Raw genomic sequence first — 14297 nt, 5'->3', positions numbered from 1 at the left:
TCACTTCGCGTCCCCGCTCAGAAGGTCGTTCAGGGCGGCGATGATGACTCCGGCGGTACTGCTGCGGGCGAGGACCAGGGGACCCAGCGTGGCCCGCTTGGAGAAGTCGGCGGCGAAGACGGCCTGGCGTGCGGACGCCCAGCCGGGCAGCGGCAGGAGCGCGTCGGCGAACTGGGCGAGGCGCTGGGTGGAAGGGCCCCGGTTGCGCATCCATTCGAAGTTCAGGGACAGGACCGTCTTGTGCTCGCCGATGTGGATGCTCCAAACGGCCGCTTCGTCGTAACCCAGGCTGAATGACGCGGCGACCGACGGGTGGTCGGCTTCGCCGAAGCTGTAGCCACGGAAAGCGGGATGGCTCTCCGCGTGCCGGTAGAGGGCGAGCAGGGTGGTGGCCACGTCAGGCGGACAGTGGGTGTGCACGGCGGCGAGGAGGCTCTCCTCATCCCATGTTTGACCCACCCCGTCGCCGCTCCCGAATGGTCCGGCCTCGGCGGGCCTGACATCCTCCGCGACCGGTAGCGGATCGCCTAGCGCCAGCAGGATCGCGATGGCGATGGATTCGAGCTGGGCGATAGTGCGCTCGGCCTCTTCGGCGGTGATGTGCTTCTTGTGGTCGGAGAGTTCGGGATCGTGGTCGGCCGTGTGGGCGATGTTGTTGCGCCTCCAGGCGATCTCCCTGAGTTGAGTGCGCACGCCGTCGGCGGAGATCGGCGTGGTGGGATCCTGGTCGGTGAGGACCTTGGCGACGGCCGGCCACAGGTTGACCGCGCTGACGTAGGCGAAACCTTCCTTGATCTTCTCGGGGTTCTGGAAGGTCATGAACCCGAAGACCTGCTCCAGATGAGCACGGAACGTCTCGCCGAGAGGCGCTTCGTGGTGATGGACCTTCTCGAAGAGTTCCACCGGCATCGAAAGATTGTTGAACTTCGGCGGCCGAGCCACTTTCGGCTGCTGCGCCAGCGCCACTCCCCGGTCGACGATCTCCCGGGTGACCCAGTGGTCGAGCGCAGCGACGGCCTGGGTCCACGCGGCCCGGTAGAGGTCGGTCACATCGAACGCGCCGACTTGCAGGAGTTCCAGATTCCGGCCGCCGTGCACCAGTTGCCGCGCGTAATTGAGGTTCTGCTGGAACTGGTGGAAGGCGGGAGGAGCCACGGCGACCGGCTCCTTCTCCACCGTCTCCGTGCTCATCAGCAAGCGGAAGTCGAGCACGGTGATTCGCTTGGCCGAGTCCGCGCGCCCGCTCGGATCGAATCGCAGTCCTTCCTGCTCCAGGACCTCCCTCGGCTGGTCGGTGCGTTCGGGGTCCGGCCATCGGAAGCCGGGAGAGATACGTCCACTCGCCTGAAGCACCCGGTGGGCGCTCCCCCCGCCCGACGCCGAGGCCATGAACCCGCCCACAGACTGGGGTGACATTCCAACCAATTCCGCCAGCTCGCCATATGTCGTCCAGTTGCCCGGCTCGACGAAGGTCAGCGCCTCAAGAACGGTCTTCCAGCGAGGGTCGGCATAGGAACGTTCCTGGGTGGGAAGCCTCCGTGCCTCATATTGACGGGTCAGCTCCCGGAAGAGCTCATTCCCCGGGAACTCCTCCAATGCCGCGATGCCGGCCTCGACTATGGACCACCCGTTTCTCTTGACCATCCAGCCCAATGCCGCCGCCTCGCCGGTCCGGAATCCGAGTTGCGACCACCAGAGTGCCTGGCCCTGGGCATCGGGCAGTTGGTACTCAGGAGCGATCTCCACCTGGCTTGCCACGGCTTCACACACCGAGTTCGGCTGCATTGGGCCATTCGCATCACGAAGGACCTCCATGGCCGCGCGGAAGATCGGCGCGAAATTCTCGGTTAAGGACACGACAGGCTCCGTTGTTCGGTCGTCGGCGCTTTGATCCAGTATTGCGGCCCTGAGTCGGCGACGGCCACCAATGATCACGCGGACGGCGAGCAGTGGGTGGGTTTCATATTCCGTGCCTGGGGAGTAACCGATTGATCGTGGACCGAAGTTTGGCGCGTAGGTCCTCCAGGGAGACACCATCGGTGATGACGTCGCGTTTCATCGCCTTGACCATGTCGCGGGCGGTGTCGGCCACCGACTCGTCGATGTTGGGCGCCGGACCGAAGTCCTGGTCCGTCGCCGTCTCGACCGGCGCGGCAATGATCTCGACAGTAGTCGCGTGCCGGTCGGCGTACTTCCACATCTCTCGTTCGATCAGGCGGGGCAGCGGCCTTCACACCCAGGTCGACGCGACCCTCCTCGACGATTCTGCCTCTGGGAAGACCGGTGGCCCTACCTTCCGACCGAAAAGACGCGCATTAGTGTTCCTCTCCGTCGATGGTCGATCACGGGGCGTGCCGGATCGACGTACCGTCGAAGAATGGAACGGGCCTATCTTGAGGTTGTCGACGGTTCCGCACCTGTAGAGCTCTATGGCAGACGTGTCTCCATAGGGCGCGCGCGAGGAAATGTGGTGTCGTTTCCATTGGATTCGACGGTCTCGCGAAAACACGCCCTTCTGGAGCGGCGGCGCCGTGGCTGGTGCCTTCGTGATCGGGGGTCGTCGAATGGCACTTATGTCAATGGCAGAAGGGTGACCACCCGATTCGTGCTGCGGCCCGGCGATGAGATCGAGGTCGGGCAGAACCGGATCGTGTTCATGGTCTCCGGTGGCCGGTGGTCCGGTTACCGCCCTGACCAGGCTCCCACCTCGGCCGACTTCGGTCGGCGGGGGCCGCATGTGGGTTGGTGGGGTCCGCATGCGGCTTCCCGGCCGACCGGCCGCGACTTCTCGCGGCGGCGTGGACGGGCCACGGTCGAAGGTTATGTACGGGGCGTCCGGCAGCGTCACGAGAATTACGGCGAGAATGGCGGGCTGATCGTCCTGACGTTCCGGCTCGAACGGTTCGACCGGGCCGGAAACTGTTTTCCCCCGGTTCCCATCCAATTACGGGCGACCGCGTTCGACGGATCGTTCGACGAAGGGGACGAGGTCCGGGTCACCGGTCGCTGGAAAAGGGGCACGTTGCATGCCCGCCGGGTGCACAACATAACGACGGGAGCGGCCGTCGGGCCCGCGTCGGTGACGGGCTGCCTGCTGTTCCTCCTCGCCAGCGTCATTGTCGTCGCCGCAATATTGGTCGTCATCGGTTAGCGCTGGATCGACTTGGTCTCCAGGAACTCCTCCAGGCCGAAGCGGCCGAACTCGCGGCCGTTGCCCGACTGGCCGTAGCCGCCGAAGGGGGCGAGCGGGTTCCAGTGGCCGCCGTTCACGTCGACCTGGCCGGCCCGGATGCGCAGCGCCACGGCCTGCGCTTCGTCGGGAGGGCCGAAGACGCCGCTGGTCAGGCCGTAGGCGGTGCCGTTGGCGATGGCGACGGCCTCCTCCACGCTCTCGTACGGGATGATCGTCAGCACCGGGCCGAAGATCTCCTCCTGGGCGATCGCCGATGTGGGGTCGACGTCGGCGAAGATCGTCGGGTGGACGTAGGCTCCCTTCTCGAACGGGCGCCCCGGGCCGCCGAAGACCAGCCGGGCGCCGTCGGCGAGGCCGCGCTCGATGTAGCCGTGCACCTTCTCCCGGTGAGCCTCCGACGCCATCGGGCCGATCATCGTCGTCTCCGCCAAAGGGTCGCCGACGGTGTAGCCCTCGGCGACGGCGACCGCGCGGGCGACGATCTCGTCCTGGAGGTCGGCGGGTACGAGCAGCCTCGGCCACGAGCCGCAGACCTGACCGCCGTTGGTGAAGGCCATCGCCACGCCGGTCGGTACGGCCACGTCGAGGTCGGCGCCGGGGAGGATCACGTTGGCCCCCTTGCCGCCCAGTTCCAGGGCGACCCGCTTGACCGTCGCAGCCGCCACCGCGCCGATGCGGCGGCCGGCCCTGGTCGAGCCGGTGAAGCTGATCATGTCGATGTCCGGGTGGGCGGAGATGGCTTCGCCGACGACCTCGCCCGTGCCGTACACGACGGAGAAGACCCCGGCCGGAAGGCCGGCCTCGGCCGCGACTTCGAGCAGGACGCGAGCGGTGAGCGGGGCGATCTCGGACGGCTTCCAGACCACCGTGTCGCCCGCGACCAGCGCCGGGGCGAGTTTCGAGACGATCTGCTGGAGGGGGAAGTTCCACGGGGTGATGGCGCCGACGACGCCGATCGGCTCGCGGACGATCAGGGAGGTGCCGAGCTCCTCGGTCCAGGCGAAGGTCTCCGCGAGGGCGGCGAACGACTGGGCGACGGCCACCGGGAACTGGATCTGCGCGGTGCGCGACAGGCCGATCGGCGCGCCCATCTCGGCGGTGATCAGGGCGGCGATCTCGTCGGTACGGGCCAGCAGGCCCTCGCCGATGCGGCCGACGATCGCGGCGCGCTCCAGCGGGTCGGTCGCCGACCAGGCGGGGAGGGCCGCGCGGGCGGTGGCCACGGCCCGGTCGACGTCGGCGGCGGTACCGGCGGGCACCTCGGCGATCACGTCGCCGGTGGCGGGGTTGAAGACGGGGATGGTTGTCATGCCATCGAACCTGCCGGGTGCCGGAAAGCGCATCCAGGGACGAAGTGTCCCTGTCTACGGGTTCCCGCCGCTGACCAGCGTCGATCACGCAGGCGAAGCACCTCGCCGCACCGGCGCGGAATTCCGTGAGGACCTACCTGGCCGGAAGCCCACGGTCTGCCGGGATCGCTCAGGGCCGGAAGGCCGGGCACTGTCGGAATCAGCCCAGGCCCGGGGCTGTTACCCGGACATGCAACGGGGTCGGCTCGCTGAGTTCCTGCGGTCGCGGCGTGCGGCCGTGCAGCCCGAGGACGTCGGGTTGCCGCGGGGTTCGCGGCGCCGCACCGGTGGGCTGCGCCGGGAGGAGGTCGCGGCGCTGTCGGCCATGTCGACCGACTACTACAGCCGGATCGAGCAGCGACGCGGGCCGGAGCCGTCGGAGCAGATGCTCACCGCGATCGCCCGCGCGCTGCGGCTCACCACCGAGGAGCGCGACCACCTGCTCAGGCTCGGCGGGTATGCCGTCCCCTCGCGGATCACGCCGTCGAAGCAGGTCAACCCGGGCATGGAGCGGATTTTCGAGAACCTGCCCGGTGACGCCGCCGCCCTCGTGGTGAGCGATCTGGGGGAGACCCTGCGGCAGACGCCGCTGGCGCGTGAGCTGCTCGGCGACGGGCTGGCCCACGACGGGCTCTCGGCCAGCCTGCACTACCGCTGGTTCGCCGACCCGGCCGTACGCGGAAGGCACCCTGAGGAAGACCACGCCACGGTGGGCCGGGAACTGGCCGCCGACCTGCACCGGGTCTACACCCGCGACGGCGACCGCTCCCGGGCCGGGGAGATCGTGCGGGAGCTGACGGCGCGCAGCCCCGAGTTCGCCGCGCTCTGGCGGGAGCATCCCGTCGCCGGGCCGTCGTGCGCGCGGAAGCGGCTGCGGCATCCCGAGGCCGGGCTGCTGGAGCTCCACTGCCAGACGCTGGTGGACCCCGACCAGAGCCAGTCGCTGCTCGTCTACACGGCCCCAGCAGGCTCAGAGACCGCCTCGAAGCTCAGGGCGATTGGTTTGCACGGGTAGCCAAATTAAAGGTTGACGGCTCGTGCCCGGTCCGGCGCGCCGCTTTGTAACGGTCCAGTTACGCGCCGCACAAGCCTTTAACCTGCACTTATACGTCGATGTCAACTCGTTATCCGCTCACACGGTGCGCTCCAGACACGTGCGTGTTACAAACCTCATTAATTAATCGCAGAGACAAATCAAAGGCGGTGACCCCGCGTGACGCACGACCACCGCACCACCCACGCGGCCGGCACCGCCCTGCCGACGAGCTCACCGATGCTCCGGCAGACGAACCTCTCGTTAGTGTTGCGCCACCTCCGTGATCACCCGTCGCAGTCCCGGGCGGACATCGCCGAGGCGACCGGCCTTCATCGGGCCACGGTCTCCAACCTGGTGGCGGAACTGCTCGACCGGCGGCTGGTCCGGGAGACCGGAACCGAGCACGCCGGTGCGATCGGCCGCCCCCGGCGGCCTGTGACACTGCACGGCGCCCACGTCGGCGCGCTGGGTTTGGAGATCAATGTCGACTACATCTCCGTTCATGGATCCGACCTCAGCGGCCGGGTGCTCGTCGAACGGCGTATCGCCTTCGACGCCATCGCCGGTGGCCCCGAACTCTCCCTTCGCCAGCTCGGCCGAGTCGCTCTGGAGGCCGTCGAGGCGATGAAGACGGCCGAGGCCGCGCCCGCCGGGTTAGGCGTTGCGGTCCCCGGTCTGGTCGACGTGACGAACGGCATCGTCACTCTCGCCCCGAACCTGGGCTGGCACGACCTTCCCCTGGCCGCGCGACTCTCGGCGGCTCTCGGGCCGTGGCGGGTTCCCGTCACGGTCGACAACGACGCGAATCTCGCGGCGCTGGCCGAACACACCTCCGGTGTCGCCGCAGGTACGTCCCATCTCGTCTACCTGACGGGCGAGGTCGGCGTGGGTGGCGGCATCGTCCTCGACGGGAAGCTGCTCCGCGGTGCGGACGGTTTCTCCGGCGAGGTCGGCCACCTGCCTGTCGATCCCGGTGGCACCCGCTGCGGTTGCGGGAGGCACGGCTGCCTGGAGACCAAGGTGGGACTCGCCGCGCTGATGAGGGCGGCACTCCCGGAGACCTCGCTCCCGGCCTCCGACCCGGAGGAGCGGGCGAACGAGATCGCCAGAGGACTGGCCGCGGGCGACCTCCGCATGGCGGAGGCCGTGGCACAGGTGGGCAAATGGCTCGGGCTCGGCGGCTCGATCCTGGCCAACCTGTTCAACCCGCGGGTCATCGTCGTCGGCGGTTACTTCGCCACGCTCGCCCCCTGGCTGCTTCCGCACGCACAGGCCGAACTGGAACGGCTGGTCGTGGCGCGATCAGCCAGTCACTGCCGGTTCGTCGCCTCCGACCTGGGCTTCGGCGCCGCCTCTCGCGGCGCCGCGAGCACGGTCGTCAATCGGCTCATCGACCATCCGACCATGATCTCTGATCCGATCCCCCGGCTGGCGCCTCACTGACGGCGCCGGCCCCCAAAAGCCTGGAGGTGGCACCCTCCAGCTGTTGCAGTACCGATACACCCCATGTAACAAGTGGCACCAGCGCGGCGGCGCGCGCTTTGCCTGACATCCCCAGTCAGGAAAGGGATTCCCCATGTCACCACGTTCTCGAACGTGGGCCAGGCTCTCCGAGATCCTGCCTTTCAAGAGAAAAATCTCTCTGCGCCGGACCGTGGCGGTCGCGTCGGCAGTCCTCATGCTGCCCATGCCCGTCCTGGCCTTCTCCGCCGCTCCCGCCAACGCGGCTGCGGACCCGGAGTTCAAGGTCCTCGTCTTCTCCAAGACGACGGGTTTCCGGCACGACGCGATCCCCGACGGCATCGCTGCCATCCAGAAGCTTGGCACCGAGAACAACTTCGCGGTCGACGTGACCGAGGACAGCGCCCTGTTCACTGACGCCAACCTGGCGCAGTACAAGGCCGTTATCTTCAACTCGACCACCGGCGACCCGGTGAGCACGGCGGACCAGAAGGCCGCCTTCGAGCGCTACATCAAGGCCGGCGGTGGCTACGTGGGTATCCACGCCGCCTCCGACGGTGGTTACAGCTGGGACTTCTACGGCAAGCTGGTCGGCGCCTACTTCAAGTCGCACCCCGCGACCCAGCAGGCGACCGTCGTCACCGAGGACCTCGCCCACCCGTCGACCAAGCACCTGTCCACCTCGTGGACCCGCGTCGACGAGTGGTACGACTTCCAGACGAACCCGCGCAACACGGTCCACGTGCTGCAGTCGATGAACCAGAAGTCGTACACCGGTTCGACCCAGGGCATCGACCACCCGATCTCCTGGTGTCAGGACTACGAAGGCGGCCGTTCCTGGTACACCGCCCTTGGTCACACCAAGGAGAGCTACACCGAGGCCAACTTCACCAAGATGCTGCTGGGTGGTATCCGTACCGCCGCCGGCGTCGAGAAGGCCGACTGCTCCGCCTCGCTGACCGCGAGCTACGAGAAGGTCGCCCTCGACACCAACACCAGCAACCCGATGATGACCGACATCGCCAAGGACGGGCGGGTCTTCTACATCGACCGTCTCGGTGACGTCAAGATCATCAAGCCGTCCGGTGGCACCGTCACCGCGGTCAAGATGAACGTGTTCACCGCCAACGAGTCGGGTCTTCTCGGCATGGTGCTGGACAAGGACTTCGACACCAACGGCTGGATCTACCTCTACTACTCGCCGGCCGCCGGCGGGAACGTGGACCGGCTGAGCCGCTTCACCGTCACGGGCGACACCATCGCCCTCAACACGGAGAAGATCATCCTCGACGTCCCCGTCCAGCGGGCCGAGTGCTGCCACCACGGTGGCGGCATGCTGATGGACCACAAGACGGGCGACCTGTGGCTGGGCACCGGTGACAACACCAACCCGTTCGCCTCGGACGGCTACACGCCGACCGACGAGCAGGCCGGCCGCTCCTCCTGGGACGCGCAGCGCTCCTCGGGCAACACCAACGACCTGAGCGGCAAGGTGCTCCGCATCACCCCGCAGGCCGACGGTACGTACACCATCCCGGCGGGCAACCTGTTCCCCCCGGGCACCGCGAAGACCAAGCCCGAGATCTACGGCATGGGTTTCCGTAACCCGTTCCGCATCGGCATCGACCCGAAGACCGGCAACGTCATGGTCGCCGACTACGGACCCGACGCCGGCGCCGCGAGTGCCACCCGCGGTCCGCGCGGCACGGTCGAGTGGAACGCGCTGTCGACCCCCGGTAACTACGGCTGGCCGCAGTGTGTGGGCAACAACACGCCCTACATCGACTACAACTTCGCGACCAAGGCGTCCGGTGCCGCTTACAGCTGCACCAACCCGGTCAACGACTCGCCGAACAACACCGGTCTGCTCAACCCCCCGGCCGCCAAGGCCGCGAGCATCTGGTACACCGGCGCCGTCGACCAGAACAACTTCCCCGAGCTGTCCGGCGGCGCGCCGATGGCCGGTCCGGTCTACCGCTACGACGAGGCCTCGACCTCGGTCGTCAAGTGGCCGGCCTACTGGGATGGCAAGGCCATCTTCGGTGAGTGGAACAACAACACGCTGTTCTCGTTCCAGCTGAACGAGGCCGGCACCCAGCAGATCAAGATCAACCGCATCCTGCGTGACATGGGCTTCATCCGCCCGATGGACATCAAGTTCGGTTACGACGGTGCGCTGTACCTGGTCGAGTGGGGCTCGGGCTTCGGTGGCGACAACGCCGACTCGGGCATCTACCGCATCGAGTACGTCAAGGGCGTCCGCCCGCCGATCGCCAAGATCACCGCTGACAAGACCGACGGCCCGGCTCCGCTGACCGTCAACTTCTCCAGCGAGGGTTCGCGCGACCCCGACGGCCAGCCCGTCACCCTGTCGTGGGACTTCAACGACGACGGCACGGCCGACTCGACCGCCGCCAACCCGTCGTACACCTACACCCAGCCGGGCAACTACAGCGCGGTCCTGACCGTCACGAACACCGACGGCCTGGTCTCCCACGCGAACGTGCCGATCGTGGCGGGCAACACCCGTCCGGTCGTGAACGTCTCGCTGCCCCCGCAGGGTGGTTTCTTCGACTTCGGTGACGTCGTCAAGTACGACATCTCCGTGTCGGACGCCGAAGACGGCACCATCGACTGCACCAAGGTGCAGCTGCAGGCCTACCTCGGCCACGACAGCCACGGTCACCCGCTCGACCAGAAGGCCGGTTGCTCGGGCACCATCCAGACGCTGTCGGACAGCGGCCACGGCATCAACGACAACCTGTACTACATCCTCGAGGCGACCTACGCCGACAAGGGTGGCCAGGGTGGCGCCGGTTCGCTGACCGGCCGGGTGCAGATCATCCTGCAGCCGAAGCGCAAGCAGGCCGAGCACTTCACCACCACCGGTCGGGTCGCGGGCGGTGTCGGTGACGACGCTCCCGGCGTCCAGATCGAGACCACGACCGACCCGCAGGGCGGCAACCAGAACATCGGCTTCACCAAGGACGGCGACTACTGGGCCTACGAGCCGGTGAACCTCACGGGCATCGACTCGGTCAACCTGCGCGTCTCCTCGGCCGGCGCCGGTGGCACCGTCCAGATCAAGACCGGCAACCCCGACACGGGCACGCTGGTCGGTTCGGTCAACGTCACCCCGACGGGTGGATGGCAGACGTTCGTGAACGTCAACGTTCCGCTGACGAACGTGCCGACCACCTCCGGCCCGCTGTACTTCATCGTCCGCAAGCCGGCCAGCGCCACCGCTGCCGACTACCTGGCGAACTTCAACTGGGTCGACTTCGTCGGCAAGGGCGTCACCGACAACCAGCGTCCGACGATCACCGCCAGCGGCACCCCGCTGACGGGCACCGCGCCGCTGCAGGTGGCCTTCACCTCCACCGCCAGTGACCCCGACGGCAACACCCCGCTCACGTACAAGTGGAACTTCGGCGTCACCGGCGCTGCGCAGCCCACCACCCAGAACGCGAGCTACACCTACACCGCTCCGGGCACCTACGTGGCCACGGTGACGGTGACCGACGCCAAGGGCGCCTCTTCTTCGGCGACCGTCAACGTCCAGGTGAACCAGGCGACCACGACCTGCTTCTCGGGCCGTTCGGACGACTTCCTGGGCACCACCCTCGACCGCAACCGCTGGTCGGTTCTCCGTGAGAACCAGGACCTGCGGGTGGCCGACGGCGCGCTGGTCATCCCGACCTCCGCGACCGAGATCTACAACACCGGCAACACCACGCCGACCACGAACATCGTGCTCCAGCCCCTCCCGCAGGGTGCCTGGTCCGCGACGGCCAAGGTCACCATGCGTGCCGACCAGCAGTACCAGCAGGCGGGTCTCGTCGTGTACGGCGACGACGACAACTACGCCAAGATGGTCATCCAGGGCCGCGCCGCCACCGCGACGCCGGACCACGCGCAGCGCATCTTCCAGTTCATCCGTGAAGAGGCCGGCGTTCCCAACGAGGTGGCAGCCAGCAACACCGGCAACCTCGGCGACGCCTTCCCCGACACCTACTACGTCCGGTTCACCAGCAACGGCAGCAACCTGACGGCCTCCTACTCGGCCGACGGCACCACCTACACGGCGATGCCCGAGACCAAGCAGCTGGCCGGCATCACGAACCCGCGCATCGGCCTCATCTCGTTCGCGAGCACCGGCCAGCGCTCGATCGTGGACGCCAAGTTCGACTGGTTCCACATCACGCCGGACGACACCGCCTCCGCGGGCGGCGCCGACCCGAACGACGACTTCAACGGCACCACGATCGACCCGTGCCGCTGGAACGCCATCGTTCGCCCGGACAACACGCTCGCGCGTGTCACCGGTGGCAACCTGGAGATCGACACCAGCAACGGTGACATCTACGGCGGCGACAACAGCAACCCGAAGAACTTCATCCTGCAGACGGCGCCGGAAGGCGACTGGACGCTGGAGACGAAGGTCGACGCGACCACGTTCAACCAGCAGTACCACCAGGGTGGTCTGCTCGTTTACACCGACGACCAGAACTACGTGAAGTTCGACACGCTCACGACCAACACGGCCGGTTCGACCGTGGCCCGTGGCATCGAACTGCGCAGCGAGGTCGGCGGCACGGTCACCAACCCGCAGCCCAACGCCAACCCGAACGCCGCGGTCGTCTGGCTGCGCCTGAAGAAGACCGGCACCGTCTTCGCCGGTTCGTACTCGACCGACGGCACCACCTGGGTCGACCTTTCGCAGACCGTCAGCAACACCGCTGTCGGCGCGCCGAAGGTCGGTGTCTACGCCTTCGGCGTGAACGGTCCCACGGTCCGGGCCAAGTTCGACTACTTCAAGCTCACCAAGGCCTCGGCCGTCGACACCACCGCTCCCGTCACCACCGCCAGCACCACGCCGGCGGCTCCGGGCGCCAGTGGCTTCTTCACCCAGGCCGTCCTGGTGAACCTCGCCGCCACCGACAACGCCGGCGGCAGCGGGATCTCCAAGACCGAGTACCAGGTCGACGGCGGCGCCTGGACCACGTACACCACCTCGTTCGCGGTCGCCGGTGACGGCAACCACACCGTGAGCTACCGGTCGGTGGACAAGGCCAACAACACCGAGACGGCCAAGTCGCTCGCACTGAAGATCGACGTGACCGCTCCCGTCACCACCGCGGACTTCCTCCCGGTGGGTCAGGGCACGGTTCCGGTGACCCTCGCCGCGACCGACGCCACCTCGGGCGTCGACAAGATCGAGTACTCCCTGGACGGCGGCGCGTGGACCGCCTACACCACGACGGTCAACGTCACCGGTGTCGGCGACCACACCCTGCAGTACCGCGCCACCGACAAGGCCGGCAACGTCGAGACCACCAAGGCCGCCACCATCAAGATCGAGGACGTGGCCACCGAGCCGACCATCCTCATCTCCGGTGTCTCCGAAGGTGCCTCGTACGGTGACAGCACCGACGTCACCATCGCCTGGGAAGTCGCGGGCACCGGCATCAAGACGGTCGCCGGCACGCTGGACGGCCAGCCGTTCACGTCCGGTTCGGTCCAGCAGCTCTACCGTCTGGCCCTCGGTGAGCACACGCTCACCGTGACCGTCACCACCAACTCGGGTGGCACGTTCACCTCCTCGGTCAAGTTCAAGACGGTCACCTCGACCGACGAGATCTCGGCCCTCATCTCCCGCTTCAAGGCTGCCGGCACGCTTTCCGCCACCGCCGCCGCGAAGCTGCAGGACGACATCAACAAGGTCATGGTGTCGGAGAACAAGGAGCGCGAGCGCGACCAGAAGAAGATCGTCAAGAAGCTCACGCGCTTCATCGAGGCGGTCAACGACCCGAAGAACGTCACCAACGTCGTCGTGAAGGCCACGCTCATCCGTGACGCCAACGCGCTGATCGTTGAGAACGGCGGCACCCCGGTCTAACCGGTAGCCGCAGTACAACCTGGATAGAGGGGTGCCCCGCGCGCCGAGTGCGCGCGGGGCACCCCGTTTTTTGTAGAAGGGGACCCCCACGAATGAACAAGGCACTGAGGTACGCCCTGGCCGTCGTGCTGGCAGGTCTCGGCCTGCTGCTCGGCGCGCAGCAGGCCACGGCCGCCGCTGACGGCCCGATCAAGCTCGAAGTCGCCGGCGACGGCGGTCGCGGCGTGAACGTCCTGGTGACGTGGAAGAAGGACGGCACCCCGGTCACCGACATCCTCGACGCGACCCTGTTCGCGGAGAGCCCCGACGGACGCACCTTCGGCCCGGTGGCCCTCATGTCGGCCCCCGAGGGCCAGAACCTCTACAACCCCGCCGAGCCCCTGCCGGACGGCGAGTGGAAGGTCACCGTCAAGGCGACCAAGCCGAGCAAGGCCCAGGCCTCGACCAAGGTGACGTCCGGCGAGGTCGCCAACGTCCCCACGACCGAACCCCTGACGACGGCCAAGATGGCGGAACGAGCGGCGGCCTCGGAGGCGTCCGCCTCCTCGGGCCTCCCCCTGACCCAGATCCTCGTCATCGGCGTGGCCGTACTCGCCGCGGCCGTCCTGTTCTTCGTGCTGGTCCGCAGCAGACGCTCGACGGGCGTCTGAGTTCATATATGCGAACAGCCACCCGGCCTGCTCCGGGTGGCTGTTCTTTTTTCTTGTACGGCTCCGCCTTCCCTGAGGCGATCCACGCGGCGGGCATAAGGTCCGGCTGTGGACAGACCAGAAGACGGCGACCAGGAGGAGGGGGCGGAGTACCCCGAACTGTGGGCGTTTCTCAAGTCGCTGAACCCGGGAGACCTCCTCACCGGCACCGTGGCCGCCATCGAACGCTTCGGCGTCTTCGTCGCCCTGGACGATGGCCCGCCCCACCCCGTGTTCCCGGGCGTCGGCTTCATCTCCGCACCGAACCTGTCGTGGCGGCATGTCGAGGCGTTCTCCGACGTCGTCCAGGTCGGAGAACAGATCACCTGCTCCTTCATCTGCATGGACGATGGCAACGGCGAGGCGAGAATCTCGCTGAAGGACCTCCAGCCCGACCCGTGGCAGGAATTCCTCGCCGCCCATGTCGACGGCCGGCCATACGACGGCAGGGTCACGAAGGTGGTTCCCTCCGGCGTCTTCGTCTGGATCGCCGACGGAGTCGAAGGTCTGCTGCTTGATAGGTCACACGAGGTCGGCGACCGGCTCACGGTCTGGGCCGCCCGGATGGAGCCCGACAGACGCCGCCTGTTTCTCATCCGCGAGGCCACCCCCACGACGGTTGGCAGAGTCGGGCAAGAGCTGAAGGAACCACCACAAACGGGTTGATCGT

Annotated in this window: 9 protein-coding genes; 6 read left to right on the top strand and 3 right to left on the bottom strand. The window is 67.4% G+C overall.

Annotated elements, in window-relative coordinates; genetic code table 11:
• On the bottom strand, positions 1 to 1857 hold the full coding sequence (locus tag ACYQ78_RS34850; RefSeq protein WP_459805227.1) for an MGMT family protein: 1857 nt from the start codon (positions 1855 to 1857) through the stop codon (positions 1 to 3).
• A gap of 103 nt (positions 1858 to 1960) precedes the next feature.
• Positions 1961 to 2200 (bottom strand): hypothetical protein, encoded by a 240-nt coding sequence (locus ACYQ78_RS34845; protein WP_459805226.1) that lies wholly within the window; start codon positions 2198 to 2200, stop codon positions 1961 to 1963.
• 177 nt (positions 2201 to 2377) lie between these two features.
• Here ACYQ78_RS34845 and ACYQ78_RS34840 point away from each other — a divergent pair, with 177 nt between their 5' ends.
• Positions 2378 to 3151: an FHA domain-containing protein gene (locus tag ACYQ78_RS34840; protein WP_459805225.1), complete on the top strand. Its 774-nt coding sequence runs from the start codon at positions 2378 to 2380 to the stop codon at positions 3149 to 3151.
• Here the strand turns inward: ACYQ78_RS34840 and ACYQ78_RS34835 are convergent.
• The gene (locus ACYQ78_RS34835) at positions 3148 to 4503 is read right to left on the bottom strand and encodes an aldehyde dehydrogenase family protein (RefSeq protein WP_459805224.1); all 1356 of its coding nucleotides are present in this window, start codon (positions 4501 to 4503) and stop codon (positions 3148 to 3150) included. The genes ACYQ78_RS34840 and ACYQ78_RS34835 overlap by 4 nt on opposite strands.
• A gap of 229 nt (positions 4504 to 4732) precedes the next feature.
• Here ACYQ78_RS34835 and ACYQ78_RS34830 point away from each other — a divergent pair, with 229 nt between their 5' ends.
• The 5 genes from ACYQ78_RS34830 to ACYQ78_RS34810 all read left to right on the top strand — a co-directional run bounded on the left by ACYQ78_RS34830 (position 4733) and on the right by ACYQ78_RS34810 (position 14293).
• Positions 4733 to 5557 carry a helix-turn-helix transcriptional regulator gene (locus ACYQ78_RS34830; protein WP_459805223.1) on the top strand — a complete coding sequence of 275 codons (825 nt, stop codon included), beginning with the start codon at positions 4733 to 4735 and terminating at the stop codon, positions 5555 to 5557.
• A gap of 198 nt (positions 5558 to 5755) precedes the next feature.
• Positions 5756 to 7021, top strand: coding sequence for an ROK family protein (locus ACYQ78_RS34825; RefSeq protein WP_459805222.1), 1266 nt, complete (start codon positions 5756 to 5758; stop codon positions 7019 to 7021).
• A gap of 244 nt (positions 7022 to 7265) precedes the next feature.
• Complete coding sequence (locus ACYQ78_RS34820; protein ID WP_459805221.1) at positions 7266 to 12938, top strand: ThuA domain-containing protein; 5673 nt, start codon at positions 7266 to 7268, stop codon at positions 12936 to 12938.
• A 92-nt stretch (positions 12939 to 13030) separates the two neighbouring features.
• Positions 13031 to 13588, top strand: a complete 558-nt coding sequence (locus ACYQ78_RS34815; protein WP_459805220.1) for a hypothetical protein — start codon at positions 13031 to 13033, stop codon at positions 13586 to 13588.
• Between the two features lie 108 nt (positions 13589 to 13696).
• Positions 13697 to 14293 (top strand): S1 RNA-binding domain-containing protein, encoded by a 597-nt coding sequence (locus ACYQ78_RS34810; RefSeq protein ID WP_459805219.1) that lies wholly within the window; start codon positions 13697 to 13699, stop codon positions 14291 to 14293.
• The last annotated feature ends 4 nt before the right edge of the window (positions 14294 to 14297 follow it).

This window comes from Herbidospora sp. RD11066 (assembly GCF_054661255.1).
This window is presented reverse-complemented; position numbering and strand designations above follow the sequence as displayed.

What these genes read in the sequence shown, in the direction of transcription:
- ACYQ78_RS34845 (WP_459805226.1), bottom strand. Translation starts at nt 2,200, where the DNA reads ATGTGGAAGTACGCCGACCGGCACGCGACTACTGTCGAGATCATTGCC.
- ACYQ78_RS34840 (WP_459805225.1), top strand. Translation starts at nt 2,378, where the DNA reads ATGGAACGGGCCTATCTTGAGGTTGTCGACGGTTCCGCACCTGTAGAG.
- ACYQ78_RS34835 (WP_459805224.1), bottom strand. Translation starts at nt 4,503, where the DNA reads ATGACAACCATCCCCGTCTTCAACCCCGCCACCGGCGACGTGATCGCC.
- ACYQ78_RS34830 (WP_459805223.1), top strand. Translation starts at nt 4,733, where the DNA reads ATGCAACGGGGTCGGCTCGCTGAGTTCCTGCGGTCGCGGCGTGCGGCC.
- ACYQ78_RS34820 (WP_459805221.1), top strand. Translation starts at nt 7,266, where the DNA reads ATGCCCGTCCTGGCCTTCTCCGCCGCTCCCGCCAACGCGGCTGCGGAC.
- ACYQ78_RS34815 (WP_459805220.1), top strand. Translation starts at nt 13,031, where the DNA reads ATGAACAAGGCACTGAGGTACGCCCTGGCCGTCGTGCTGGCAGGTCTC.